This window comes from Staphylococcus sp. CWZ226 (genome assembly GCF_018986355.1).
Lineage (GTDB): Bacteria > Bacillota > Bacilli > Staphylococcales > Staphylococcaceae > Staphylococcus > Staphylococcus simulans.
The window spans coordinates 25,914-50,190 of the sequence record NZ_JAHMSB010000006.1; the positions used below are offsets into that span (position 1 = coordinate 25,914).

General features: G+C 37.8%; 20 protein-coding genes. 14 read left to right on the forward strand and 6 right to left on the reverse strand.

Annotated features, from left to right (window positions below; all coding sequences use genetic code 11):
* The first annotated feature begins 160 nt into the window (after positions 1-160).
* From rpoB to tuf, 7 genes are all read left to right on the forward strand, one after another.
* Positions 161-3,712: a DNA-directed RNA polymerase subunit beta gene (gene rpoB / locus KRR19_RS06450; RefSeq protein WP_023016305.1), complete on the forward strand. Its 3,552-nt coding sequence runs from the start codon at positions 161-163 to the stop codon at positions 3,710-3,712.
* A gap of 197 nt (positions 3,713-3,909) precedes the next feature.
* A complete protein-coding gene (gene rpoC, locus KRR19_RS06455) occupies positions 3,910-7,521 on the forward strand; it encodes a DNA-directed RNA polymerase subunit beta' (RefSeq protein ID WP_226956325.1) in 3,612 nt (1,203 codons plus the stop codon).
* Between the two features lie 228 nt (positions 7,522-7,749).
* Complete coding sequence (locus KRR19_RS06460; RefSeq protein WP_002481333.1) at positions 7,750-8,004, forward strand: ribosomal L7Ae/L30e/S12e/Gadd45 family protein; 255 nt, start codon at positions 7,750-7,752, stop codon at positions 8,002-8,004.
* A gap of 97 nt (positions 8,005-8,101) precedes the next feature.
* Positions 8,102-8,515 (forward strand): 30S ribosomal protein S12, encoded by a 414-nt coding sequence (gene rpsL / locus KRR19_RS06465; RefSeq protein WP_002481334.1) that lies wholly within the window; start codon positions 8,102-8,104, stop codon positions 8,513-8,515.
* A 70-nt stretch (positions 8,516-8,585) separates the two neighbouring features.
* Positions 8,586-9,056, forward strand: coding sequence for a 30S ribosomal protein S7 (gene rpsG, locus KRR19_RS06470; protein ID WP_002481335.1), 471 nt, complete (start codon positions 8,586-8,588; stop codon positions 9,054-9,056).
* 112 nt (positions 9,057-9,168) lie between these two features.
* Positions 9,169-11,250 carry an elongation factor G gene (gene fusA, locus KRR19_RS06475; RefSeq protein WP_002481336.1) on the forward strand — a complete coding sequence of 694 codons (2,082 nt, stop codon included), beginning with the start codon at positions 9,169-9,171 and terminating at the stop codon, positions 11,248-11,250.
* Between the two features lie 188 nt (positions 11,251-11,438).
* Entirely contained in the window at positions 11,439-12,626 is a 1,188-nt protein-coding gene (gene tuf / locus KRR19_RS06480; protein WP_002481337.1) for an elongation factor Tu, read from the forward strand.
* A 156-nt stretch (positions 12,627-12,782) separates the two neighbouring features.
* Here tuf and KRR19_RS06485 read toward each other — a convergent pair whose 3' ends face one another.
* Entirely contained in the window at positions 12,783-13,964 is a 1,182-nt protein-coding gene (locus KRR19_RS06485) for a M20 family metallopeptidase (protein ID WP_156666390.1), read from the reverse strand.
* Positions 13,965-14,179: 215 nt separating this feature from the next.
* On the opposite strand from KRR19_RS06485, the gene KRR19_RS06490 reads away from it, so the two are divergent.
* Positions 14,180-15,367: a glycine C-acetyltransferase gene (locus KRR19_RS06490; protein ID WP_023016308.1), complete on the forward strand. Its 1,188-nt coding sequence runs from the start codon at positions 14,180-14,182 to the stop codon at positions 15,365-15,367.
* Positions 15,368-15,476: 109 nt separating this feature from the next.
* On the opposite strand, the gene KRR19_RS06495 is transcribed toward KRR19_RS06490, so the two are convergent.
* The 4 genes from KRR19_RS06495 to KRR19_RS06510 all read right to left on the reverse strand — a co-directional run bounded on the left by KRR19_RS06495 (position 15,477) and on the right by KRR19_RS06510 (position 18,069).
* Entirely contained in the window at positions 15,477-15,668 is a 192-nt protein-coding gene (locus KRR19_RS06495) for a hypothetical protein (protein WP_002481340.1), read from the reverse strand.
* A 78-nt stretch (positions 15,669-15,746) separates the two neighbouring features.
* Positions 15,747-15,938 (reverse strand): hypothetical protein, encoded by a 192-nt coding sequence (locus tag KRR19_RS06500; protein WP_002481341.1) that lies wholly within the window; start codon positions 15,936-15,938, stop codon positions 15,747-15,749.
* 1 nt (position 15,939) lies between these two features.
* Positions 15,940-16,959: a choloylglycine hydrolase family protein gene (locus tag KRR19_RS06505; RefSeq protein WP_156666388.1), complete on the reverse strand. Its 1,020-nt coding sequence runs from the start codon at positions 16,957-16,959 to the stop codon at positions 15,940-15,942.
* 108 nt (positions 16,960-17,067) lie between these two features.
* Positions 17,068-18,069, reverse strand: coding sequence for a choloylglycine hydrolase family protein (locus KRR19_RS06510; RefSeq protein WP_156666387.1), 1,002 nt, complete (start codon positions 18,067-18,069; stop codon positions 17,068-17,070).
* Positions 18,070-18,189: 120 nt separating this feature from the next.
* Here KRR19_RS06510 and KRR19_RS06515 point away from each other — a divergent pair, with 120 nt between their 5' ends.
* The 4 genes from KRR19_RS06515 (at position 18,190) to KRR19_RS06530 (ending at position 22,330) form a co-directional block, all read left to right on the forward strand.
* On the forward strand, positions 18,190-18,654 hold the full coding sequence (locus KRR19_RS06515) for a GNAT family N-acetyltransferase (RefSeq protein WP_156666386.1): 465 nt from the start codon (positions 18,190-18,192) through the stop codon (positions 18,652-18,654).
* Between the two features lie 203 nt (positions 18,655-18,857).
* On the forward strand, positions 18,858-19,820 hold the full coding sequence (locus KRR19_RS06520) for an L-threonine 3-dehydrogenase (protein ID WP_002481345.1): 963 nt from the start codon (positions 18,858-18,860) through the stop codon (positions 19,818-19,820).
* 119 nt (positions 19,821-19,939) lie between these two features.
* Positions 19,940-20,977, forward strand: coding sequence for a S66 family peptidase (locus KRR19_RS06525; protein ID WP_023016311.1), 1,038 nt, complete (start codon positions 19,940-19,942; stop codon positions 20,975-20,977).
* Between the two features lie 273 nt (positions 20,978-21,250).
* Positions 21,251-22,330 carry a branched-chain amino acid aminotransferase gene (locus KRR19_RS06530; RefSeq protein ID WP_002481346.1) on the forward strand — a complete coding sequence of 360 codons (1,080 nt, stop codon included), beginning with the start codon at positions 21,251-21,253 and terminating at the stop codon, positions 22,328-22,330.
* Between the two features lie 110 nt (positions 22,331-22,440).
* On the opposite strand, the gene KRR19_RS06535 is transcribed toward KRR19_RS06530, so the two are convergent.
* Entirely contained in the window at positions 22,441-22,872 is a 432-nt protein-coding gene (locus KRR19_RS06535; protein ID WP_057510134.1) for a GNAT family N-acetyltransferase, read from the reverse strand.
* A 153-nt stretch (positions 22,873-23,025) separates the two neighbouring features.
* Between KRR19_RS06535 and KRR19_RS06540 the strand changes: the two genes are divergently transcribed.
* Together KRR19_RS06540 and KRR19_RS06545 are read left to right on the forward strand one after the other, a co-directional pair.
* Complete coding sequence (locus KRR19_RS06540; protein WP_002481348.1) at positions 23,026-23,421, forward strand: YbaN family protein; 396 nt, start codon at positions 23,026-23,028, stop codon at positions 23,419-23,421.
* A 124-nt stretch (positions 23,422-23,545) separates the two neighbouring features.
* Positions 23,546-24,259, forward strand: coding sequence for an HAD family hydrolase (locus KRR19_RS06545; RefSeq protein ID WP_031262637.1), 714 nt, complete (start codon positions 23,546-23,548; stop codon positions 24,257-24,259).
* The last annotated feature ends 18 nt before the right edge of the window (positions 24,260-24,277 follow it).

Below are 24,277 nucleotides of genomic sequence, written 5' to 3' on the forward strand. Positions count from 1 at the left end.
GTGTGTACTTTTACGTATAAAATAACAAAGTAAATCTTTAATAACGCAGAATAGAAAATGGTGTCATCGGGTGTGCTGCCGTTTTCTTTTTGTCTTGTTACCGTTTTGTTTATTTTAATATGTAAGAGACATTCGAACAATTTTTGAGGGGTGAATCTGTTTGGCAGGTAAATTTGTCCAATATGGAAGACATCGTAAACGTAGAAATTACGCGAGAATTTCTGAGGTTTTAGAATTACCAAACCTTATTGAAATTCAAACTAAATCTTATGAATGGTTCTTAAAAGAAGGCTTATTAGAAATGTTCCGTGACATTTCTCCAATCGAAGACTTCACAGGCAACCTTTCTTTAGAATTTGTAGATTATAGATTGGGTGAACCGAAATACGATTTAGAGGAATCTAAGAACCGCGACGCAACTTATGCTGCACCTCTTCGTGTCAAAGTGCGTCTTATTAACAAAGAAACAGGAGAAGTGAAAGACCAAGAAGTCTTCATGGGTGATTTCCCATTAATGACTGATACAGGTACTTTCGTGATCAATGGTGCTGAGCGTGTTATTGTATCACAATTAGTTCGTTCTCCATCCGTATACTTCAATGAAAAAATCGATAAAAATGGTCGTGAAAACTATGATGCGACAGTAATTCCTAACCGTGGTGCTTGGTTAGAATTCGAAACTGATGCGAAAGACATCGTTTACGTTCGTATCGATAGAACAAGAAAATTACCATTAACTGTATTATTACGTGCTTTAGGTTATTCAACTGATCAATCAATTATTGATTTATTAGGTGACAACGAATACCTACGTAACACTTTAGAAAAAGATGGTACTGAAAATACAGATCAAGCACTATTAGAAATTTATGAACGTTTACGCCCTGGCGAACCACCTACAGTAGAAAACGCGAAAAGCTTGCTTTACTCTCGTTTCTTCGATCCGAAACGTTATGACTTAGCAAGTGTTGGTCGCTATAAAATGAACAAAAAACTTCATTTGAAACATCGTTTATTCAACCAAAAATTGGCTGAACCGATTGTTAATACTGAAACAGGTGAAATTGTTGCTGAAGAAGGCACAGTTTTAGACCGTCGTAAACTAGACGAAATTATGGATGTTTTAGAATCTAACGCAAACATCGAAGTGGATGAGTTAGATGACAGCATCGTAAACGAACCTGTTGAAACACAATCAATTAAAATTTATGTACCGAATGATGAAGAAGGCCGTACAACAACAGTTATCGGTAATGCATTCCCTGATTCAGAAGTGAAATGTATTACACCAGCTGACATTGTTGCGTCAATGTCTTACTTCTTCAACTTATTGTATGGTGTAGGTCAAACAGATGATATTGACCACTTAGGTAACCGTCGTTTACGTTCAGTAGGCGAATTACTTCAAAACCAATTCAGAATCGGTTTATCAAGAATGGAACGTGTCGTTCGTGAAAGAATGTCTATTCAAGATACAGATTCTATTACACCACAACAACTTATCAACATTCGTCCAGTGATTGCATCTATCAAAGAATTCTTTGGTAGCTCTCAATTATCACAATTCATGGACCAAGCGAACCCATTAGCAGAGTTGACACATAAACGTCGTCTATCTGCACTTGGACCTGGTGGTTTAACACGTGAACGTGCACAAATGGAAGTACGTGACGTGCATTACTCTCACTATGGCCGTATGTGTCCAATCGAGACACCAGAGGGTCCGAACATCGGTTTAATCAACTCATTATCAAGTTATGCGCGTGTTAATGAATTTGGTTTCATTGAAACACCATATCGTAAAGTTGACCATGAGAAAAATGCGGTAACAGATCAAATCGATTACCTTACTGCAGACGAAGAAGACAGCTATGTTGTTGCGCAAGCGAACTCACGTTTAGATGACGAAGGTCGTTTCTTAGACGAAGAAATCGTTTGTCGTTTCCGTGGTAACAACACAACTATGGATAGAGAGAAAATGGACTATATGGACGTTTCTCCTAAACAAGTTGTATCTGCAGCGACAGCATGTATCCCATTCTTAGAAAACGATGACTCTAACCGTGCGTTAATGGGTGCGAACATGCAACGTCAAGCAGTACCATTGATGAACCCTGAATCTCCTTTCGTAGGTACAGGTATGGAACATGTGGCTGCACGTGACTCAGGTGCTGCTGTAATCAACAAGCATTTTGGTCGTGTAGAACATGTAGAATCTAATGAAATTAAAGTACGTCGTATTATTGAAGAAGATGGTCAAGAATACGAAGGCGAAGTAGATGCGTATAGATTAGCTAAATTCAAACGTTCTAACTCAGGTACTTGTTACAACCAACGCCCAATTGTTAAAGTCGGCGACGTTGTATCTCAAGGTGAAATCTTAGCAGATGGTCCTTCAATGGAACTTGGTGAGATGGCACTTGGACGTAACGTAGTAGTCGGATTCATGACTTGGGACGGTTATAACTACGAGGATGCTGTTATCATGAGTGAACGTCTTGTTAAAGATGACGTTTATACTTCTATTCATATCGAAGAATATGAATCTGAAGCACGTGATACAAAACTTGGACCTGAAGAAATTACACGTGACATTCCTAACGTTGCTGAAAGCGCACTTAAAAACTTAGATGAACGCGGTATCGTTTATGTAGGTGCAGAAGTGAAAGATGGCGACATCTTAGTTGGTAAAGTAACACCTAAAGGTGTAACTGAATTAACTGCTGAGGAACGTTTATTACACGCAATCTTCGGTGAAAAAGCACGTGAAGTTCGTGATACGTCATTACGTGTACCACATGGTGCAGGCGGTATCGTACTAGATGTCAAAGTCTTCAATCGTGAAGATGGCGATGATTCATTATCTCCAGGTGTAAACCAATTAGTACGTGTTTACATCGTTCAAAAACGTAAAATCCACGTTGGGGATAAAATGTGCGGTCGTCACGGTAACAAAGGGGTTATCTCTAAGATTGTTCCTGAAGAAGATATGCCTTACTTACCAGACGGTACACCAATCGATATCATGTTAAACCCACTAGGTGTACCATCACGTATGAACATCGGACAAGTACTTGAATTACACTTAGGTATGGCGGCTAAAAACTTAGGAATCCATGTAGCTTCACCAGTATTCGATGGTGCCAACGATGATGATGTATGGTCTACGATCGAAGAAGCAGGTATGGCAAGAGATGGTAAAACTGTATTATATGATGGACGTACAGGTGAACCATTCGATAACCGTATCTCTGTTGGTGTAATGTACATGTTGAAACTTGCACACATGGTTGACGACAAATTACATGCGCGTTCAACTGGACCATACTCACTTGTTACACAACAACCACTTGGTGGTAAAGCACAATTCGGTGGACAACGTTTCGGTGAGATGGAGGTATGGGCACTTGAAGCTTATGGTGCTGCATACACATTGCAAGAAATCCTAACTTATAAATCTGATGACACTGTAGGTCGTGTAAAAACTTATGAAGCGATCGTTAAAGGTGAAAACATCTCTAGACCAAGTGTTCCGGAATCATTCCGCGTATTGATGAAAGAATTACAAAGTTTAGGTCTTGATGTTAAAGTCATGGATGAAAATGATAAAGAAATTGAAATGTCAGATATGGATGAAGACGATGTGCACGATCATAAAGTAAACATCCAACAATCTTCAATTCCTGAATCACAAAAAGAAACAACTGACTAATTCATTTCGGTGTTCAATAAGCAAATAGCGTAATGTTAAAAATTCAAATATTGTAAGGCTGCATTAGGCAATGTACTGCATTGCCTTTATGCACCTTTAATATTTTTCAATTTATTGATCATTTATCAATCAAATAGCACAGCTAATCTAAATTGAAGGAGGTAGGCTCCTTGATTGATGTAAATAATTTCCATTATATGAAAATCGGCCTTGCTTCACCTGAAAAGATTCGTTCATGGTCATACGGTGAAGTTAAGAAACCTGAAACAATCAACTATCGTACTTTAAAACCTGAAAAAGATGGTTTATTCTGTGAAAGAATTTTCGGACCTACAAAAGACTGGGAATGTAGTTGCGGTAAGTACAAACGTGTACGTTATAAAGGTATGGTTTGTGACCGTTGCGGCGTTGAAGTAACGAAATCAAAAGTACGTCGTGAAAGAATGGGCCACATTGAACTTGCGGCACCAGTTTCACACATTTGGTACTTCAAAGGTATCCCAAGTCGTATGGGTCTACTATTAGATATGTCTCCAAGATCACTTGAAGAAGTTATCTACTTCGCATCATATGTTGTGGTTGATCCAGGCCCAACAGGTCTTGAGAAAAAATCATTACTTTCTGAAGCAGAATTCAGAGACTATTATGATAAATTCCCTGGTCAATTCGTAGCGAAAATGGGTGCTGAAGGTATTAAAGACCTATTATCTGAAATTGACTTAGATGAAGAGTTGAAAGACTTACGTACTGAATTAGAATCAGCAACTGGACAAAGATTGACTCGTGCAATCAAACGTTTAGAAGTTGTTGAATCATTCAGAAACTCTGGTAACGAACCTTCATGGATGATTTTGGATGTACTTCCAATTATCCCACCAGAAATCCGTCCAATGGTTCAATTAGACGGCGGACGTTTTGCGACAAGTGACTTGAACGACTTATACCGTCGTGTTATCAACCGTAATAACCGTTTGAAACGTTTATTAGACTTAGGTGCGCCTGGTATTATCGTTCAAAACGAAAAACGTATGTTGCAAGAAGCAGTAGACGCATTAATCGATAATGGTCGTCGTGGCCGTCCAGTAACTGGTCCAGGTAACCGTCCATTAAAATCACTTTCACATATGTTGAAAGGTAAACAAGGTCGTTTCCGTCAAAACTTATTAGGTAAACGTGTTGACTACTCTGGTCGTTCTGTTATCGCAGTAGGTCCAGGACTTAAAATGTATCAATGTGGTCTACCTAAAGAAATGGCGTTAGAATTATTCAAACCTTTCGTAATGAAAGAATTAGTTCAACGCGAAATTGCGACAAACATCAAAAATGCGAAAAGCAAAATTGAACGTATGGAAGATGAAGTATGGGATGTTTTAGAAGACGTTATCAAAGAACACCCAGTACTCCTTAACCGTGCTCCAACATTGCACAGACTAGGTATCCAAGCGTTCGAACCAACATTAGTTGAAGGCCGTGCGATTCGTTTACATCCATTGGTAACAACAGCTTATAACGCTGACTTCGATGGTGACCAAATGGCCGTTCACGTACCTTTATCTAAAGAAGCACAAGCAGAAGCACGTATGTTAATGCTTGCAGCTCAAAACATCTTGAACCCTAAAGATGGTAAACCAGTTGTTACACCATCACAAGATATGGTACTTGGTAACTATTACCTTACTTTAGAACGTAAAGATGCAGTGAATACAGGTGCAATCTTTAACGATGCAAATGAAGTATTGAAAGCATACCAAAATGGTTATGTACACTTGCATACACGTATTGGTGTACATGCAGGTTCATTCAATAACCCTACATTCACTGAAGAACAAAATCGTAAGATCTTGACGACAACTGTCGGTAAAGTAATCTTTAATGAAATCATTCCGGATTCATTTGCTTATATTAATGAACCGTCTCAAACAAACTTAGAAGATAAAACACCTGATAAATACTTCGTCAGCGCAAGCGAATTAGGCGAAGGCGGCTTAAAAGCATACTTTGAAGACCAAGAACTTGTTGAACCATTCAACAAAAAATTCTTAGGAAATATCATTGCAGAAGTGTTCAATCGCTTCAGCATTACTGATACATCAATGATGCTTGACCGTATGAAAGACTTAGGTTTCAAATACTCTTCTAAAGCAGGTATCACTGTTGGTGTATCTGACATCGTGGTATTACCTGATAAACAAGAAATCTTAGATGAACATGAAAAATTAGTTGAACGTGTTCAAAAACAATATAACCGTGGTTTAATCACTGAAGAAGAACGTTACAATGCTGTCGTTGAAATTTGGACAGATGCTAAGGATGAAATTCAAGGTAAATTGATGAAATCCCTAGAAAAAACGAACCCAATCTTCATGATGAGTGACTCTGGTGCCCGTGGTAACGCATCTAACTTTACTCAGTTAGCTGGTATGCGTGGTCTGATGGCCGCACCATCTGGTAAAATCATCGAGTTACCAATCACATCTTCATTCCGTGAAGGTTTAACAGTGTTAGAGTACTTCATCTCTACTCACGGTGCGCGTAAAGGTCTTGCCGATACAGCACTTAAAACTGCCGATTCAGGTTACCTTACTCGTCGTCTTGTTGACGTTGCGCAAGATGTTATCGTTCGTGAAGAAGATTGCGGAACTGACCGTGGTCTACTTGTATCTGACATCAAAGAAGGTACAGAAATGATCGAACCATTCATCGAACGTATTGAAGGCCGTTACTCTAAAGAAACGGTACGTCATCCAGAAACTGATGAAGTTCTTGTGAAACCAGATCAATTGATTACACCAGAAATCGCAAAACGCATCACTGATGCAGGCATTGAACAAATGTACATCCGTTCAGCATTTACATGTAATACACGTCATGGTGTATGTGAAAAATGTTACGGTAAAAACCTTGCGACTGGCGAAAAAGTTGAAGTGGGTGAAGCGGTTGGTACAATCGCAGCACAATCTATCGGTGAACCAGGTACACAGCTTACAATGCGTACCTTCCATACAGGTGGGGTAGCCGGAAGCGATATCACTCAAGGTCTTCCACGTATCCAAGAGATCTTCGAAGCACGTAACCCTAAAGGTCAAGCAGTTATTACTGACATTGAAGGTACAGTCGAAGACATCAAACTTGCGAAAGACCGTCAACAAGAAATCGTGATCAAAGGTGCTAACGAAACAAGATCTTATCTTGCTTCAGGTACTTCACGTCTTAAAGTTGAAAAAGGCCAACACGTTGAACGCGGTGAAGTCTTAACTGAAGGTTCTATCGAACCTAAGAACTACTTATCAGTAGCAGGCTTAAATGCGACAGAAAGCTACTTGCTTAAAGAAGTTCAAAAAGTTTACCGTATGCAAGGTGTAGAAATCGACGATAAACACGTTGAGGTTATGGTTCGTCAAATGTTACGTAAAGTACGTATCATTGAAGCTGGTGATACAAAACTATTACCAGGTTCATTAGTAGACATCCACAACTTTACAGATGCAAACAGAGAAGCATTCAAAGACCGCAAACGTCCAGCAACTGCAAAACCAGTATTGCTTGGTATTACGAAAGCGTCTCTTGAAACAGAAAGCTTCTTATCAGCAGCATCATTCCAAGAAACAACTCGTGTCCTTACAGATGCAGCCATCAAAGGTAAACGCGATGACTTACTTGGTCTTAAAGAGAACGTTATTATCGGTAAATTGATTCCTGCAGGTACAGGTATGAGACGTTATAGCGAAGCTAAATACGAAAAACATATCGACCCTCAAGTGAAAGAAGCAGTTGAGGAACTTGCAGCGGATACAAATACACCGCAATAATAAACTTTAGATTATAAATCAGCCAATACCACTTTCTGAATTAGAAAGCCGGTATTGGCTTTTCTATTCTTTGAAATACAGAGAGGATTAAGGATATCTGTTGAAGTTTTCACCGAATTTGTTATCATTAAAAAAGTCAGCATTATATTAAATAATTGTGTTGACGCAACCTATGGAAAGTGTTACTATTATAAAGGTTGATGCAAGCAGAACTTTGGAGGATAATCAATGTCTAATGAAAAAGTTGCACGCTTAAACAAACACCATAAGGTTGTTGGTTTGAAAGAGACGCTCAAAGCACTCAAGAAGAACCAAGTTACATCATTGATTATTGCTCAAGACGTTGAAGTTTATTTGCTGTCAGACGTGTTAAGTAAGATCAATCATAGCGATATTCCTGTTTCATTTTTCGAAAGTAAAAAAGCTTTAGGAGAATATGCAGGTATCAACGTAGATGCAGCAGTCGTTGCTCTATTGAAATGAGAATTAGTAAGTAATTGCGCTTACTAAATTTTATTTAACCTAAAAATGAACCACCTGGATGTGTGGGATTATAAAACAGGAGAGGAGGACATCTTAAATGCCTACTATTAACCAATTAGTACGTAAACCAAGAAAAAGCAAAGCTAAGAAATCAGATTCACCAGCTTTGAACAAAGGTTTTAACAGTATGAGAAAACAATTTACTGACTTGAACTCACCACAAAAACGTGGCGTATGTACTCGTGTTGGTACAATGACACCTAAAAAACCTAACTCAGCGTTACGTAAATATGCTCGTGTTCGTTTATCAAACAACATCGAAGTAAACGCATATATCCCTGGTATCGGCCATAACTTACAAGAACACAGTGTTGTACTTGTACGTGGAGGTCGTGTAAAAGACTTACCTGGTGTGCGTTACCATATCGTTCGTGGTGCACTTGATACTTCAGGTGTAGAAGGTCGTATGCAAAGCCGTTCATTATACGGTACAAAACGTCCTAAAAAATAAGTTTAAGATTACGTAAATTTTCGAGATAAATTTTGAGATTATACTATAATATGAAGGGAGGACTCTGATTATGCCTCGTAAAGGATCAGTACCGAAAAGAGACGTCTTACCAGATCCAATTCACAACTCTAAGTTAGTGACTAAATTGATTAACAAAATCATGTTAGATGGTAAGCGCGGAACAGCTCAAAGAATTCTTTATTCAGCATTTGACCTTGTACAAGAACGCAGTGGTCGTGATGCAATGGAAGTATTCGATGAAGCAATTAACAATATCATGCCAGTATTAGAAGTTAAAGCACGCCGTGTAGGTGGCTCTAACTATCAAGTACCTGTAGAAGTACGTCCAGAGCGTCGTACGACTTTAGGTTTACGTTGGTTAGTTAACTATTCACGTCTTCGTGGTGAAAAAACTATGGAAGAACGTTTAGCTAACGAAATCTTAGATGCAGCTAACAATACAGGTGGCGCAGTTAAGAAACGTGAAGATGTACACAAAATGGCTGAAGCGAACAAAGCATTCGCTCATTACCGCTGGTAAGATTCAAGGTTTAACCCTGAGCGTGTTCAAATGGTATATTCCAAGGCATGCTTAGGGCATCGCCATATTCAAAGTATTTACTCAAGTAATTACTGGAAGGAGAAAAAATACAATGGCTAGAGACTTTTCTTTGGAAAAAACTCGTAACATTGGTATCATGGCCCACATTGACGCTGGTAAAACAACTACAACTGAACGTATCTTGTTTTACACAGGTCGTATCCACAAAATTGGTGAAACTCACGATGGTGGGGCACAAATGGACTGGATGGAACAAGAACAAGACCGTGGTATCACAATCACATCAGCAGCAACAACTGCACAATGGCATGATTACCGTGTCAACATTATCGATACACCAGGACACGTAGACTTCACAGTTGAGGTTGAACGTTCATTACGTGTACTTGACGGTGCGGTTACAGTACTTGATGCTCAATCAGGTGTTGAACCACAAACTGAAACAGTTTGGCGTCAAGCTACAACTTATGGAGTTCCTCGTATCGTATTCGTAAACAAAATGGACAAAATCGGTGCGAACTTCGAATACGCAGTAAGCACTTTACATGATCGTTTGGATGCAAACGCTCAAGCTGTTCAATTACCAATCGGTGCTGAAGACGAATTCGAAGCAATCATTGACTTAGTTACAATGAAATGTTTCCAATACAATGGTGAATTCGGTGAAGAAGTCGTAGAAATCGAAATTCCAGAAGACTACAAAGCGAAAGCAGCTGAAGCTCGCGAAACATTAATCGAATCAGTTGCAGAAGTTAACGAAGACTTAATGGAAAAATATCTTGAAGGTGAAGAAATTTCAGTTGACGAATTGAAAGCAGCAATCCGTCAAGCTACTTTAGATATCGAATTCTACCCAGTACTTTGCGGTACTGCATTCAAAAACAAAGGTGTTCAATTAATGCTTGACGCTGTAATTGACTACCTACCATCACCATTAGATGTTAAACCAATCATTGGTCACCGTGCTAGCAATCCTGATGAAGAAATCGTTGCTAGAGCAGATGATGATGCAGAATTCGCTGCATTAGCATTCAAAGTTATGACTGACCCTTACGTTGGTAAATTAACATTCTTCCGTGTGTACTCAGGTACTATGAACTCTGGTTCATACGTGAAAAACTCTACTAAAGACAAACGTGAACGTGTAGGTCGTTTACTACAAATGCACGCGAACACTCGTAAAGAAATCAGCACAGTTTACTCAGGCGATATCGCAGCTGCGGTAGGTCTTAAAGAAACTGGTACTGGTGACACTTTATGTGGTGAGAAAAATGACATTATCTTGGAATCAATGGAATTCCCAGAACCTGTTATTCACTTGTCAGTAGAACCAAAATCTAAAGCTGACCAAGATAAAATGACTCAAGCTTTAGTTAAATTACAAGAAGAAGACCCAACATTCCATGCACACACTGATGAAGAAACTGGACAAGTAATCATCGGCGGTATGGGTGAGCTTCACTTAGACATTCTTGTAGACCGTATGAAAAAAGAATTTAACGTTGAAGCTAACGTTGGTGCGCCAATGGTTTCATACCGTGAAACATTCAAAACACCAGCTAAAGTTCAAGGTAAATTCTCTCGTCAATCTGGTGGTCGTGGTCAATACGGTGATGTTCACATTGAATTCACACCAAACGAAGTTGGCGCAGGATTCGAATTCGAAAACGCTATCGTTGGTGGTGTAGTTCCACGTGAATACATTCCATCAGTTGAAGCTGGTCTTAAAGATGCTATGGAAAACGGTGTATTAGCTGGTTATCCATTAATCGACGTTAAAGCTAAACTTTACGATGGTTCTTACCATGATGTCGATTCATCTGAAATGGCCTTCAAAATCGCTGCTTCATTAGCACTTAAAGAAGCTGCTAAAGTTGCAGATCCAGTAATCTTAGAACCAATGATGAAAGTTGAAATCTTAATGCCTGAAGAATACATGGGTGACATCATGGGTGACGTAACAGCTCGTCGTGGACGTGTTGATGGTATGGAACCTCGTGGTAACGCTCAAATGGTTCGTGCATTCGTACCACTTTCAGAAATGTTCGGTTACGCAACTTCATTACGTTCTAACACTCAAGGTCGCGGTACTTACACTATGTACTTCGATCATTATGAAGAAGTACCTAAATCAATTTCTGAAGAAATCATCAAGAAAAATAAAGGTGAATAATTAAATTCCCTTTAGGAACTTGCACAAGAACTGACTTGACAGGTCTCCTGAATTGATTTTTTGCGGAAAATGCTTTATAAAGGAATTAGTCCTTTATACAACTTAACAATAAAGCTCTCATGATGGTGAGAAACTATCATGAGAGATAATTTAAATAACTTTTTAACAAGAAGAGGAGAGATTTCATAATGGCTAAAGAAAAATTCGATCGCTCAAAAGAACATGCCAATATTGGTACTATCGGTCACGTTGACCATGGTAAAACAACATTAACAGCTGCAATCGCAACTGTATTAGCAAAAAATGGTGACACTGTAGCACAATCATACGACATGATTGACAACGCTCCAGAAGAAAAAGAACGTGGTATTACAATCAATACTTCACACATCGAGTATCAAACTGACAAACGTCACTATGCTCACGTTGACTGCCCAGGACACGCTGACTATGTTAAAAACATGATCACTGGTGCTGCTCAAATGGACGGCGGTATCTTAGTAGTATCTGCTGCAGATGGCCCAATGCCACAAACTCGTGAACACATCTTATTATCACGTAACGTTGGTGTACCAGCTTTAGTTGTATTCTTAAACAAAGCTGACATGGTTGACGACGAAGAATTATTAGAATTAGTTGAAATGGAAGTTCGTGACTTATTATCTGAATACGACTTCCCTGGTGACGATGTACCAGTTATCGTTGGTTCTGCATTAAAAGCTTTAGAAGGCGACCCAGAATACGAACAAAAAATCTTAGACTTAATGCAAGCTGTAGATGACTACATCCCAACTCCAGAACGTGACTCTGATAAACCATTCATGATGCCAGTTGAGGACGTATTCTCAATCACTGGTCGTGGTACTGTAGCAACAGGCCGTGTTGAACGTGGTCAAATCAAAGTCGGTGAAGAAGTTGAAATCATCGGTATCACTGAAGAAAGCAAGAAAACAACAGTTACAGGTGTAGAAATGTTCCGTAAATTATTAGACTACGCTGAAGCTGGTGACAACATCGGTGCTTTATTACGTGGTGTTGCACGTGAAGACGTACAACGTGGACAAGTATTAGCAGCTCCTGGCTCTATTACTCCACACACAAAATTCAAAGCTGATGTTTACGTTTTATCTAAAGAAGAAGGTGGACGTCATACTCCATTCTTCACTAACTACCGCCCACAATTCTACTTCCGTACTACTGACGTAACTGGCGTTGTTCACTTACCAGAAGGTACTGAAATGGTTATGCCTGGCGATAACGTAGAAATGACTGTTGAATTAATCGCTCCAATCGCGATTGAAGACGGTACTCGTTTCTCTATCCGTGAAGGTGGACGTACTGTAGGATCAGGCGTTGTTACTGAAATCCAAGCATAATTTCGACTTAACTTAAGTTGATTTTTAATAGAGAGCTCCTCTTGTGAGGGGCTCTTTTTTTACATATTTTTCTATTGATACGCTCTAGTCGTGTGTTGTTTAACATAAAAAATGCGTCCACATCATTTCTACATGTGTACGCATTTTTGTTTTGATTTAAAGACGTTCAGAAGATAAAACATTTTCTAATTCTAATATTTTTAAGAACTCGGCAGCTGCGTATTTCAATGCAGCTTCATCAATATCAAAGTAAGGGTTATGGTGAGGGTAGTCTGTACCTTTTTGCGCATTACCACATCCTGTTAGAAAGAAAGCGCCAGGTCTCACACGTTGATAAGCTGAGAAATCTTCGCCCACCATCATCATATCTGCTTCAGTAAAGCGTAAATTCATATCATGAGCGGCTTGCTTAACTGTTTCATAAGTTTGTTCATTATTATGCACAGGGACATAGCCACGTTCATAATCCATTGTGTATTCAATATCATTCGCAAGCGCAAGCCCTTGTAGAAGCTTATCAAGTTTATTCATGATATGTGTTTGGAGCTCAGAATCAAATGTGCGCACTGTACCGCGACACATCGCAGAGTCGGGGATCACACTATCTGATGAACCGGCTTGAATCATTCCGAAAGTAACCACAGCTTGTTTAATCGGATCGACCGTACGTGAAACGATTTTTTGTGCGCTTAGAATAAATTCAGCTAATATCACAATCGGGTCAATCGTTTCATGCGGTTTAGCACCGTGACCGCCTTGACCTTGAATGGTAACGGTAAATTCATCAGGTGAAGCCATCATGGCGCCTGGGCGTGAATAAATGATGCCTGTGGGATAACCACTCCATAGGTGGTTGCCGTAAACACTGTCTACACCTTCTAAAGCACCGTCATCAATCATTTGTTGGGCGCCGCCAGGAACAATTTCTTCACCATATTGAAAGATTAATACAACGTTGCCTTTTAAATGTGCTAAATGTTCATTAATTATTTGAGCAACGCCTAAGAGAATCGCAGTATGGCCATCGTGACCGCACGCATGCATACATCCTTCATTTTTAGAACGATAAGGTTTGTCGTTCAGTTCAGTAATCGGAAGGGCATCGAAGTCAGCACGTAAGGCGACTGTCGGGCCTTCGCCTTGGCCTTTAAATGTTGCGACAATACCGTTTTTTCCTACAGGTCTACGAATCGTACAGTCTAATTGTTCGAGCTGATTAACGATATAGTCGTGGGTGTTATGTTCTTCAAATGATAACTCAGGATATTGATGGAGATGTCTTCTGAGTTGAATCATAGTTTTTTCTTTATCGTGCGCAAGTTGATACCAATTCAACATGGTATTCACCTCTTCTGTAATTAATATAGATGTCCTTATTATAGCACGCGTTTCACAGAATAAACTTAAAACGTTCATGTTAAAATAACGCGTCATTTCGACCTTTTAATATACAAAATTTTGTTTTTTCAAAATAACTAATCAGTGTTAACTTTTCTATTATAATAAAATACGTTATGATATATGTAATCTAACACAAGGGGGATAATCAACCAATGGTTCAATCATTACATGGTTTTTTAGACGAAAACATTCAATATTTAAAGGATAATGGATTATACAACGAGATTGATATTGTCGAAGGGGCAAATGGACCGGAAATTACAATCAACGGCGAAAAGTATATCAATCTTTCTTCAAACAACTACTTAGGTTTAGCAACAGACGAAGACTTGAAAAAAGTTGCGAAAGAAGCAATCGATCATTATGGTGTCGGTGCAGGTGCAGTACGTACAATCAACGGTACACTAGATGTTCATGAAACTTTAGAAAACACATTAGCTGAATTTAAAGGAACAGAAGCAGCGATTGCATATCAATCTGGTTTTAATTGTAATATGGCAGCAATTTCTGCGGTTATGAATAAAAATGATGCGATTCTTTCAGATGAGTTAAACCATGCCTCTATTATCGATGGTTGCCGCTTATCTAAAGCTAAAATTATTCGCGTAAATCATTCAGATATGGACGACTTACGTCAAAAAGCGAAAGAAGCTGTAGAATCAGGTCAATACAATAAAGTGATGTATATCACTGATGGTGTGTTCAGTATGGATGGTGACGTAGCGAAGTTACCTGAAATCGTTGAGATTGCGGAAGAGTTTGACTTAATCACTTATGTCGATGATGCGCACGGATCAGGTGTTATGGGTAAAGGTGCTGGCACAGTAAAACACTTCGGTTTACAAGATAAAATCGATTTCCAAATCGGTACATTATCTAAAGCAATTGGAGTGGTCGGCGGTTATGTCGCTGGGACACAAGAGTTAATCGACTGGTTGAAAGTACAATCACGTCCATTCTTATTCTCAACATCTTTAACACCAGAATCTTCAGCAGCGATTACTGCCGCTGTACGTAAACTTATGGATTCTACAGAACTGCATGACAAACTTTGGGAAAATGCGAATTATCTTAAAGACGGCTTAAAAGAACTAGGTTATGATATTGGTGAATCAGAAACACCAATCACACCTGTAATTATTGGTGATGAAAAACAAACACAAGAATTCAGTAAACGTCTAAAAGACGAAGGAGTTTATGTGAAATCTATCGTCTTCCCAACAGTACCACGTGGTACAGGACGTGTACGTAATATGCCTACAGCTGCACATACTAAAGAAATGTTAGATGAAGCACTTGAGGCGTATAAAAAAGTAGGTAAAGAACTTGGCGTAATCTAAGTAGCTTTATATAAACAATGAAGCGGAACTGTTCAGTTAATTGAACGGTTCCGCTTTTATTTTAGAAATCAGTCTATTAGATACTTAGCTGAGTCATTTCTTTTATTGTTTAAGTGATATATCTATGATCAAGATAAAACTTCTCTAATGGCTCGTTATCTTTGATGCATTGTTCAATACGTTCTAATGATTCTTCAAGTGTCATTTGTCTCAAAAACATTCTGCCTGGTGGTTCTCCAAATTTTTTCTCATAAGCTTTTTCAGCAGCTTCATAGGCATCAATCAATTTGTCATCATACATAGTTTTTCATTCCTTTGTGGTTGATTCAGAGGTGTCGTATATATTCATTTTATCCGTTGAGTGAATACATGAACGTACTTAACTCAAGTAGTGATTATCTAAATAAAACTTCTCTAATGGTTCGTTATCTTTCACACAGTCTTTCATAAGTTCCAAAGCATCTTCAGCAGGCATACCCCGTAAAAGCATTCTACTAGGAGCTTCTTTAAACTTTTTAGTATAAGCACATACAGCAGCTTGATACTCTTTTTTAAATTGTTCATCATACATATTAATCTACTCCTTCATCATGGTGTGAATCGTGTTGTGACAGGGTGATATCTTTTAAATTTAATTGTGGCTTAATTTCATATGTTTTCTCTTCTTTTGAATCTAGTAAGACGTCTGTCAGTTGAATCGTATAAATATCTGAGCTGTTATAGTCTTTATAATAATACGTTAAGTGTTCACAATCGAGTATACATTGATATTGCGTATAATGAGGCTGCCCTTCGTGGAGTACGATGCCTCTCGGAATACTGACAGTGTCTAATAATTTGAATAGGTTATTTAAGCGCATCGTGTCGTCTTCAGCATCTTCAATCATTTGACGGAAATAAGCAGTTTTAACGAAACGTGCTGGCGAGGTATAACCTCCAGGCAATATTTCAGTATTTGTTTCGACATGGATTGGATCTACTTGTTTATCACCAAGTGTGATGGATGCTGATGAATCAGTATTAAAAGCTGTGTACTGTTGTAAATTCTGATAGTGCCATTCTAAGTCAGGGTGATTAGTCAGAACTTGTACCGGATTATCTTTCAAAATCAGTTTACCACCATTTGGTACAAGAACAATACTTTGACCTGTTTGATCAGTGACGATGAAATGAAAGGCAGGAGTTTTACCAAGTACAGGGTTTTGTTCATCAATCAACCTCACATTACCAATCGTTTCTTTTAAATGTGAAATAGATGCGTTCGTACCTAAAAGCCACATAATGAATGATTCTGGACCTAAATTAATATGATGTGAAGCGGGTGCAGGCTTATATGTCGCAAAGCCATTGTTGTTTAAAATTGCGATAGAAAGACCTTTTTCATTGATGCCATCTGCGAACATTACATCGTCTATTTTCATCGCACTGCCTATAAAACCATAGTCAAAAGTGAAGGTTTGTCCATAAGTTGTTTCCCACTGATAGTTTCTTGGGATAACTTTAGGAAAAGCTTTCAGTTCAAACGCAAAGTCCATGGTCCGTGCTAAGTAAGTTGTGTCGTATTGTGAAGTAAAGGTAAAGCTCGTACACATATGTATCAGCCCCTTAATACCATTAAAAGTTATAATCAAATTGATAATACCATATGGATATAGAAAAAACGGAGCAGCTTCTCTATGTGCTTCTCCGTTTAGTTCTATTTACTGATGGTCTGAAGATTCTTCAGTTAAATCAATCAGATTTAATTTAGGTTTTACTGTATAAGTAATCGCATCACTTGCGTTTAAAATCTCATCAGTTAGTTTGATTTGATATACATCTGAACCGTTATAGTCTTTAAAGTAATAAGTGAGATGGTGTGTATCGACGATAGCTTGGTATTGTGTGTAATAAATCGTACCTTCGTCTAAAACGACACCTCTTGGAATACTGACAGTATCGAGTAATTTAAATAAGTTGTTGAGTCGTTTATTCTCATCTTCCGCATCTTCGATAAATTGACGGAAATAAGCCATTTTAACGAAACGAGATGGGGAAGTATAACCGCCCGGCAGAACTTCAGTACCAGATTCAACGCCAAAAGGTTTTACACTCTCAATGCCTAAGAGTGACGGTGAGGGCGCTTCGATATTGAAGTGTGTATACTGTCTCACATTTTGATAGTGCCATTCTAAGTTAGGGTTATTCGTTAATACACGAATGGGATTCTCTTTAATAATCAGTTGACCGTCTGAAGGAATCACAACGATACTTTGACCAGATTGATCTGTAATCATAAAGTGTAGTGGTGGAACGCTGTCTAATGCGGGATTTACTTGTTTAAGTAAACGAACATTATCTGCTTGTTCTTTAAAGTCTCTGATAGATTCATTCATGCCTAAAAACCACATAATGAATTCTTCAGGTTCTAGATTGATATTGTCATTAGAAGTAGAAGTCGCATAAGAAGCTTCTCCTTGATAATATAACACAGCAATGGATAATCCTTTTTCGTTTATGCCATCTCCGAATACCACACCATTGACTGTCATTGCAGTTCCTACAAAGCCGTAATTTAATTTAAAGTCACGACCATTGTTGCTTGTCCATTCATAATTTCTAGGAATAGCTTTCGGGAAAGAATTCAAACTAAATGAGAAATCCATGGTGCGTGCTAAATAGTTCGCATCAAATTGAGATGTAAATGCAAAACTCGTACACATAAATGTGCCTCCTTAAAAACAGTAATCAGTACAAAAAAACGTTACAATAATCATAACATGACGCAAGTCAAGACTTCGAATAAAGTAATGCCAATAAGGTGTTGGGAGTGAGGGATACTGTTGAAAATTAAAATATGTGAGGATGCAGCTTTATTAGCACGTTTAAATCAAACTGTCCATGACATACATCATCAAGCCTACCCAGATATTTTTAAGCCTTATCATTATTTGGATACGCTAGATCTATTTCAAAAGCTCATGCATCAACCTGAGCATTATTTATTAGTCATTGAAACGGATAAAGGAGTAGCTGCTGGGTACTTGTGGGCGCAATTGGTAACGTTATATGAAACGCCATTTCGTTATGGGCAGAAGACGTTGTATATTCATCAAATCAGTATTGAACCAGAATTTCAGCATAAAGGTTATGGGCATGCACTCATGCAGTATATAGAAGAGGTAGCAGAAAAAGAGCAGTGTGACACAGTAGAATTGGATTATTGGGGGAAAAATAACGCGGCTGTTGATTTCTATGAGAAAGAAGGTTATGAATTTCTTCAAAAGCATTGTCGTAAAAATATTTGATGGGTTATCTAAATGATGTGTCTTTGAAATAAATAGAAAAGTATAATTTTGCTCTTTTCAAATGTAAGCGCTTTACTTATTTTTGTACGTATGGTATATACATTAATAAGCATTTATAAAAATATAGTGTTAAATAACAAGAGAATGTACACCTCAGAAATACTACAGTTCTTTAGCGCACTTTTCAAAGGGGAGAGAGAAATATGAAAAGAATTATGATTACTGGCGCACTAGGGCAAATCGGGACTGAACTTGTATTAAAATGTCGTGAGATTTATGGAACAGATAATGTTTTAGCAACGGATATTAGAGAACCAGAAGCGGATTCTCTAATCAAAGACGGACCGTTTGCGATATTAGATGTTACAGATGCAGCACGCATGAATGAGGTTGTAGAGGAATTTCAACCAGATGCTTTAATGCATATGGCCGCATTATTGTCTGCGACAGCTGAGAAAGATCCAATGCTGGCATGGAATATTAATATGGGTGGTTTAGTCAATGCGTTAGAAGCGGCACGCCATCATAATGTACAGTTCTTTACACCAAGTTCTATCGGGGCATTCGGGCCAACAACACCTAAACGTGATACACCTGCGTTAACGATTCAACGACCAACATCTATGTACGGTGTAAACAAAGTATCAGGTGAGTTATTATGCGAGTATTACCATACTAAGTTTGGTGTAGATACACGAAGCGTACGTTTCCCTGGCTTAATTTCATTTGTGAAAGAACCAGGCGGCGGTACAACAGATTACGCTTGTGAGATTTATTTTGAGGCGGTACGTAAAGGTGAGTATACAAGCTTTATCGGTAAAGATACTTACATGGATATGATGTTTATGGATGATGCGATCGACGCAATTATTAAATTGATGGAAGCACCAGAAGAAAATATTGAAAATCGTTGTGCCTTTAACTTAAGCGGTATGAGTTTCGAGCCAGAAGAAATTGCCGCATCTATTCGTAAACAAATTCCAGAATTCAAAATGCACTATGAAGTAGATCCAGTCAGACAAGGTATTGCAGATAGCTGGCCAGATGCGATTGATACAAGTTGTGCAAGAAATGAATGGGGCTTCTCACCTAAATATGATTTAGACAAGATGACAGAAGCTATGTTGCAAGGGGTTAGAGAGAAAGAAGCAGCAACACAAAAATAATATAAGCATATGAATTAAATCAACAGGGCTGAATGTTTTCTAGGACCTATAGAAAATGTTCGTCCTGTTAATTATTATGTATAACGGCAGTAGACTAATGTTAAGTGGGTGACGATTAGATGACCAGATTGATTAAGCCTAAGCATTTAAATCCAGGTGATACAGTAGCGCTTGTCTCGCCTTCATCTGGATTAGCTGGAGAGTCTTTTATAAGCTATCGAGTTGAATTAGCGAAAGCGCGACTGGAAGAAATCTTTGGATTAAACATTAAAATTATGAAACATGCCTTAGATGGTATTGATGCATTGTATCATCATCCAAAACATAGAGCGGCAGATATACATGAAGCACTGCTAGACAAAGAAGTTAAAGCAATCTTCTCTTTTATTGGCGGAGAAGAATCCATGAGAATTGTGCCTTATTTAGATGACAACATCATCAAACAAAACCCTAAAATATTCATGGGATATTCTGATATTACTTCAATCCATTTAAAGTTTTATCAAGCAGGTATTATGACCTATTACGGACCTGCTATTTTATCCGATTTTGCCGAACATGTAGAAATGGATTCTTACACGATAGATAGCATTCAGAAAGTATTATTTACAAATGACAGGATAGGAACTGTAAAGACGTCTCCATATTACCGTAAGTTCGGTTTGAGATGGGAAGAAGTGCATCAAAATATACAAAGAGAAAAAGTGAAAAATATGAGTTATAAAGTTGTTAACGGCAAAGGTAAGGTAACAGGTGACTTAATCGGAGGCTGTTTTGAGGTATTGAATAATCTAAGAGGCACATATGTTTTTCCAGATGCATCGGTATTTAAAAACAAAATTTTGTTTGTAGAAAACTCAGAGACACCTTTACCGTTGGATTTTTATAAACAGGCGATTCGGTCTCTTGCTGATATGAAAGTATTAGAAAATGTTGAAGGTATTTTGATAGGCAAACCCCAAAATGATGTGAACCATCAAGAGATAGAAGCGTTATGGTTAAAGATATTAAAAGAACAAAACTTAGAACATAAAATTGTCATCGCTAATGGCAGCTTTGGCCATAATGAACCAAAGTGTATTTTGCCTTATGGTGTCAGTGCGACATTAGATGCTGATAAAGGAAGTTTTGAAATTAATGAAAGCGGATGTTCTTAATGAATAGAACGTCTACACAAAGTGAAAATGAGATTGCTCACAGTTGCATTCAGAAATAGACTGTACAATAATGGAAGTGTAAGGAATATAGCAACTTTTAATTTGTATCAATGGGGAAATGTTAAAGAGAGATATAAATAACTGTGTTCAATAGAGGATTTGATTAGGGGCGTATTTTTTAAATTTTCTAAAAACTCATTGAATACACAGGCTTAGATTGCTATAATTTTAGTATTATCTTATTTATAAGCACAATTTTAGGAGGCAGAAATCATGTCAGAAAATGTTAAATTCGAGAAACGTGAAGAGCTTAAACAAAAACCAGATCCAAGTAACTTAGGGTTCGGTCAACACTTCACTGATTACATGTTAAGTTATGACTACGATGAAGATAAAGGTGGTTGGCATGATTTGAAGATTACTCCTTATGCACCGATCGAACTTGATCCCGCTGCACAAGGACTTCATTATGGCCAAGCAGTCTTTGAAGGATTAAAAGCATACAAACATAATGGAGAGGTTGATTTATTCAGACCTGACCAAAACTTCAAACGTATTAATCAATCATTAGCACGCTTAGAAATGCCGCAAATTGATGAAGAGTTATTATTAGAAGGATTAAAAGAACTTGTGAATGTTGAACGTGACTGGGTACCTGAAGGGGAAGGTCAATCATTATACATTCGTCCATTCGTCTTTGCGACTGAAGCAGGCTTAGGTGTTCACCCAGCAAGCCACTACAAATTATTAATCATCTTATCTCCTTCTGGTTCATACTATGGCGGCGACGCTTTAAAACCAACACGTATTTATGTAGAAGATAAATATGTTCGTGCCGTACGTGGCGGTGTTGGATTTGCGAAAGTAGCTGGTAACTATGCAGCAAGCTTATTAGCACAATCTAACGCAAACAAAGAAGGTTATGACCAAGTATTATGGTTAGACGGTGTAGAACAAAAATACATCGAAGAAGTCGGAAGCATGAACATCTTCTTCGTTGAAAATGGTACACTTGTTACACCTGAATTAAACGGTAGTATCTTACCAGGTATTACACGTAAAACAGTAATCGAATTAGCTAAAGAACTTGGCTATAAAGTAGAAGAACGTCGTGTATCTGTAGATGAATTATTCGAAGCGTATGATAAAGGTGAATTAGATGAAGTCTTCGGTACAGGTACAGCTGCAGTTATTTCACCTGTAGGCGTCTTAAAATACGAAGACCGCGAAATCGTTATCAACAATAACGAAACAGGTAAAATCACTCAACACTTATATGATCAATATACTGGTATCCAAAGTGGTAAATTAGAAGACAAACACGGCTGGAGAGTTGTAGTTCCTAAAAAATAATTCGAATAAGAATTATAAATAGTGATAAAAAAACAGGTCAGAAGCACAGATAACAGTGTGTTTCTGACCTGTTTTGTCATTAATATAATTAAAGGTTTTTGCCGAATGCTTTATAACTTCATATGTAAAATAGGATAATTTCTACCTTGGGCGTCTGTTTGAGAAGTTTTATAAACTTCAAAGCCATTTTTAAGATAGAATTCTATTGCACGTTCATTATCCTTGTTAACATCCACATAACTTACTTTTCCTTGTTGGATTAAATATTGCAAGATTTCTGAACCATAACCTTGATTAAAGTGTTTTGGGTCTATAAAAAGCATTTCTAAGTTGTGATCGTGTGTTCCAGAAAAGCCGATTGCTTCTTGTCCAACAAACCACAAATAAGCTTCAACTTGTTGGAAGTAAGTAGGAATCTCTTGTTTTAAAGTGATTCTATCTTCTTCTTTTAAAAAGTCATGTGTCGCGATGACAGAGCTTTCCCAAATATCTAATGCTTTTGGAAAGTTGGCTTCTTGAAGCTTCATTTTATGTAATCTCATATAGGTTTCTCCTTAAGATTTTGACATACAAACTATCCTACAGAAAGTGCTAACTAAACTCAAGGTAGATAAAAGTAATAAGCAAACATATTATTGTTTACTAGTCTGTATTCTATTGTATAATTGAAAATGATTATCGGTAGAGGTGCTTTTATGAGATATATTTTAATTACGATAGGTTTAATTTCAGCTATCGTTGGTTTTATAGGAATCGTTGTACCTTTGTTGCCAACTACACCTTTTTTACTTTTAGCAGCTGTTTGTTTTTCAAGAAGTTCTGAAAGATTTAATCGTTGGTTAGTGAGTACAAAGGTTTACGGTGAATATGTGGAAAGTTTCAAAAGAGATAGAGGCTTTACTTTAAAGAAGAAGTTCAAAATTTTATTGAGTTTATATATTGTTATCGCATTTTCTCTTTATATGCTAGATAACTTCTATATCAGAATTGGTTTATTGATTATGGTGACCTTCCAAACGATTGTATTGTTTACGTTAGTCAAGACGTTACCAGAACCATCAAAGGACCGTCAAAACTGTGAGAAAGATTAATCGTTGATGCATTTTGTGCTTACATCCAATACAAAGGGTGTAAGCCTTTTTTAATTTCCTTCTTAATTCATAAATTGATAAAATGAAATAAAAGTATAAAGAAAGAAGCGTGAAACTGATGACAATTAAATGGATCTTATTTGATAAAGATGGCACACTCATTGATTTTGATATGAGTTGGATGAAGATTGGTATTCAAATGGTGGATCAGTTTGTGGAACGTTTTATTTCAGAAGAAGATCAAGCACATGCTTACCAGACTTTAGGTGTGAATAAAGAAAAGAATCAAATAGAACCTGGTACACCGATGGCCTGTGGTTCGCTAGATGAAATTATTCAGAATTTCAATGCGTTAGCTGGAGAAGATGTGGGCGAGTGGACACGCAAGACGAGTCAATATCTCATTGACCATAGAGTTCCTGAAATTAAATGGATTGATGGTATGGTGGAAGCGTTAGAAACATTAAAGGCAGATGGATATCATATTGGAATTATTACGAGTGATACGAAGAAAGGCACAGATCAATTTATTGAATCTACAGATACAGAAGCGTTCTTTGATTTAGTCATCTCTACTGAATCTAATGCGGCTGAAAAGCCAGACCCAGCTGTATTAAAGCCGCTCTTTGCGCAAGAGAAGGGGCTTAAAGCGGAAGAAATCGCAATTGTAGGCGATACACCTAATGATATACAAACCGCTGTTAACGCTGGCTTAGGGCTATCTGTAGCTGTATTGACGGGCGTAGGTCAAGCACATGAATTTAAACATGCGGATTATGTCGTAGAGAAAGCGCCAGAAATTGTTTCTATTCTAAAGGGCGAAGATACAGAATCCTAAATTATCGTCACACATTAA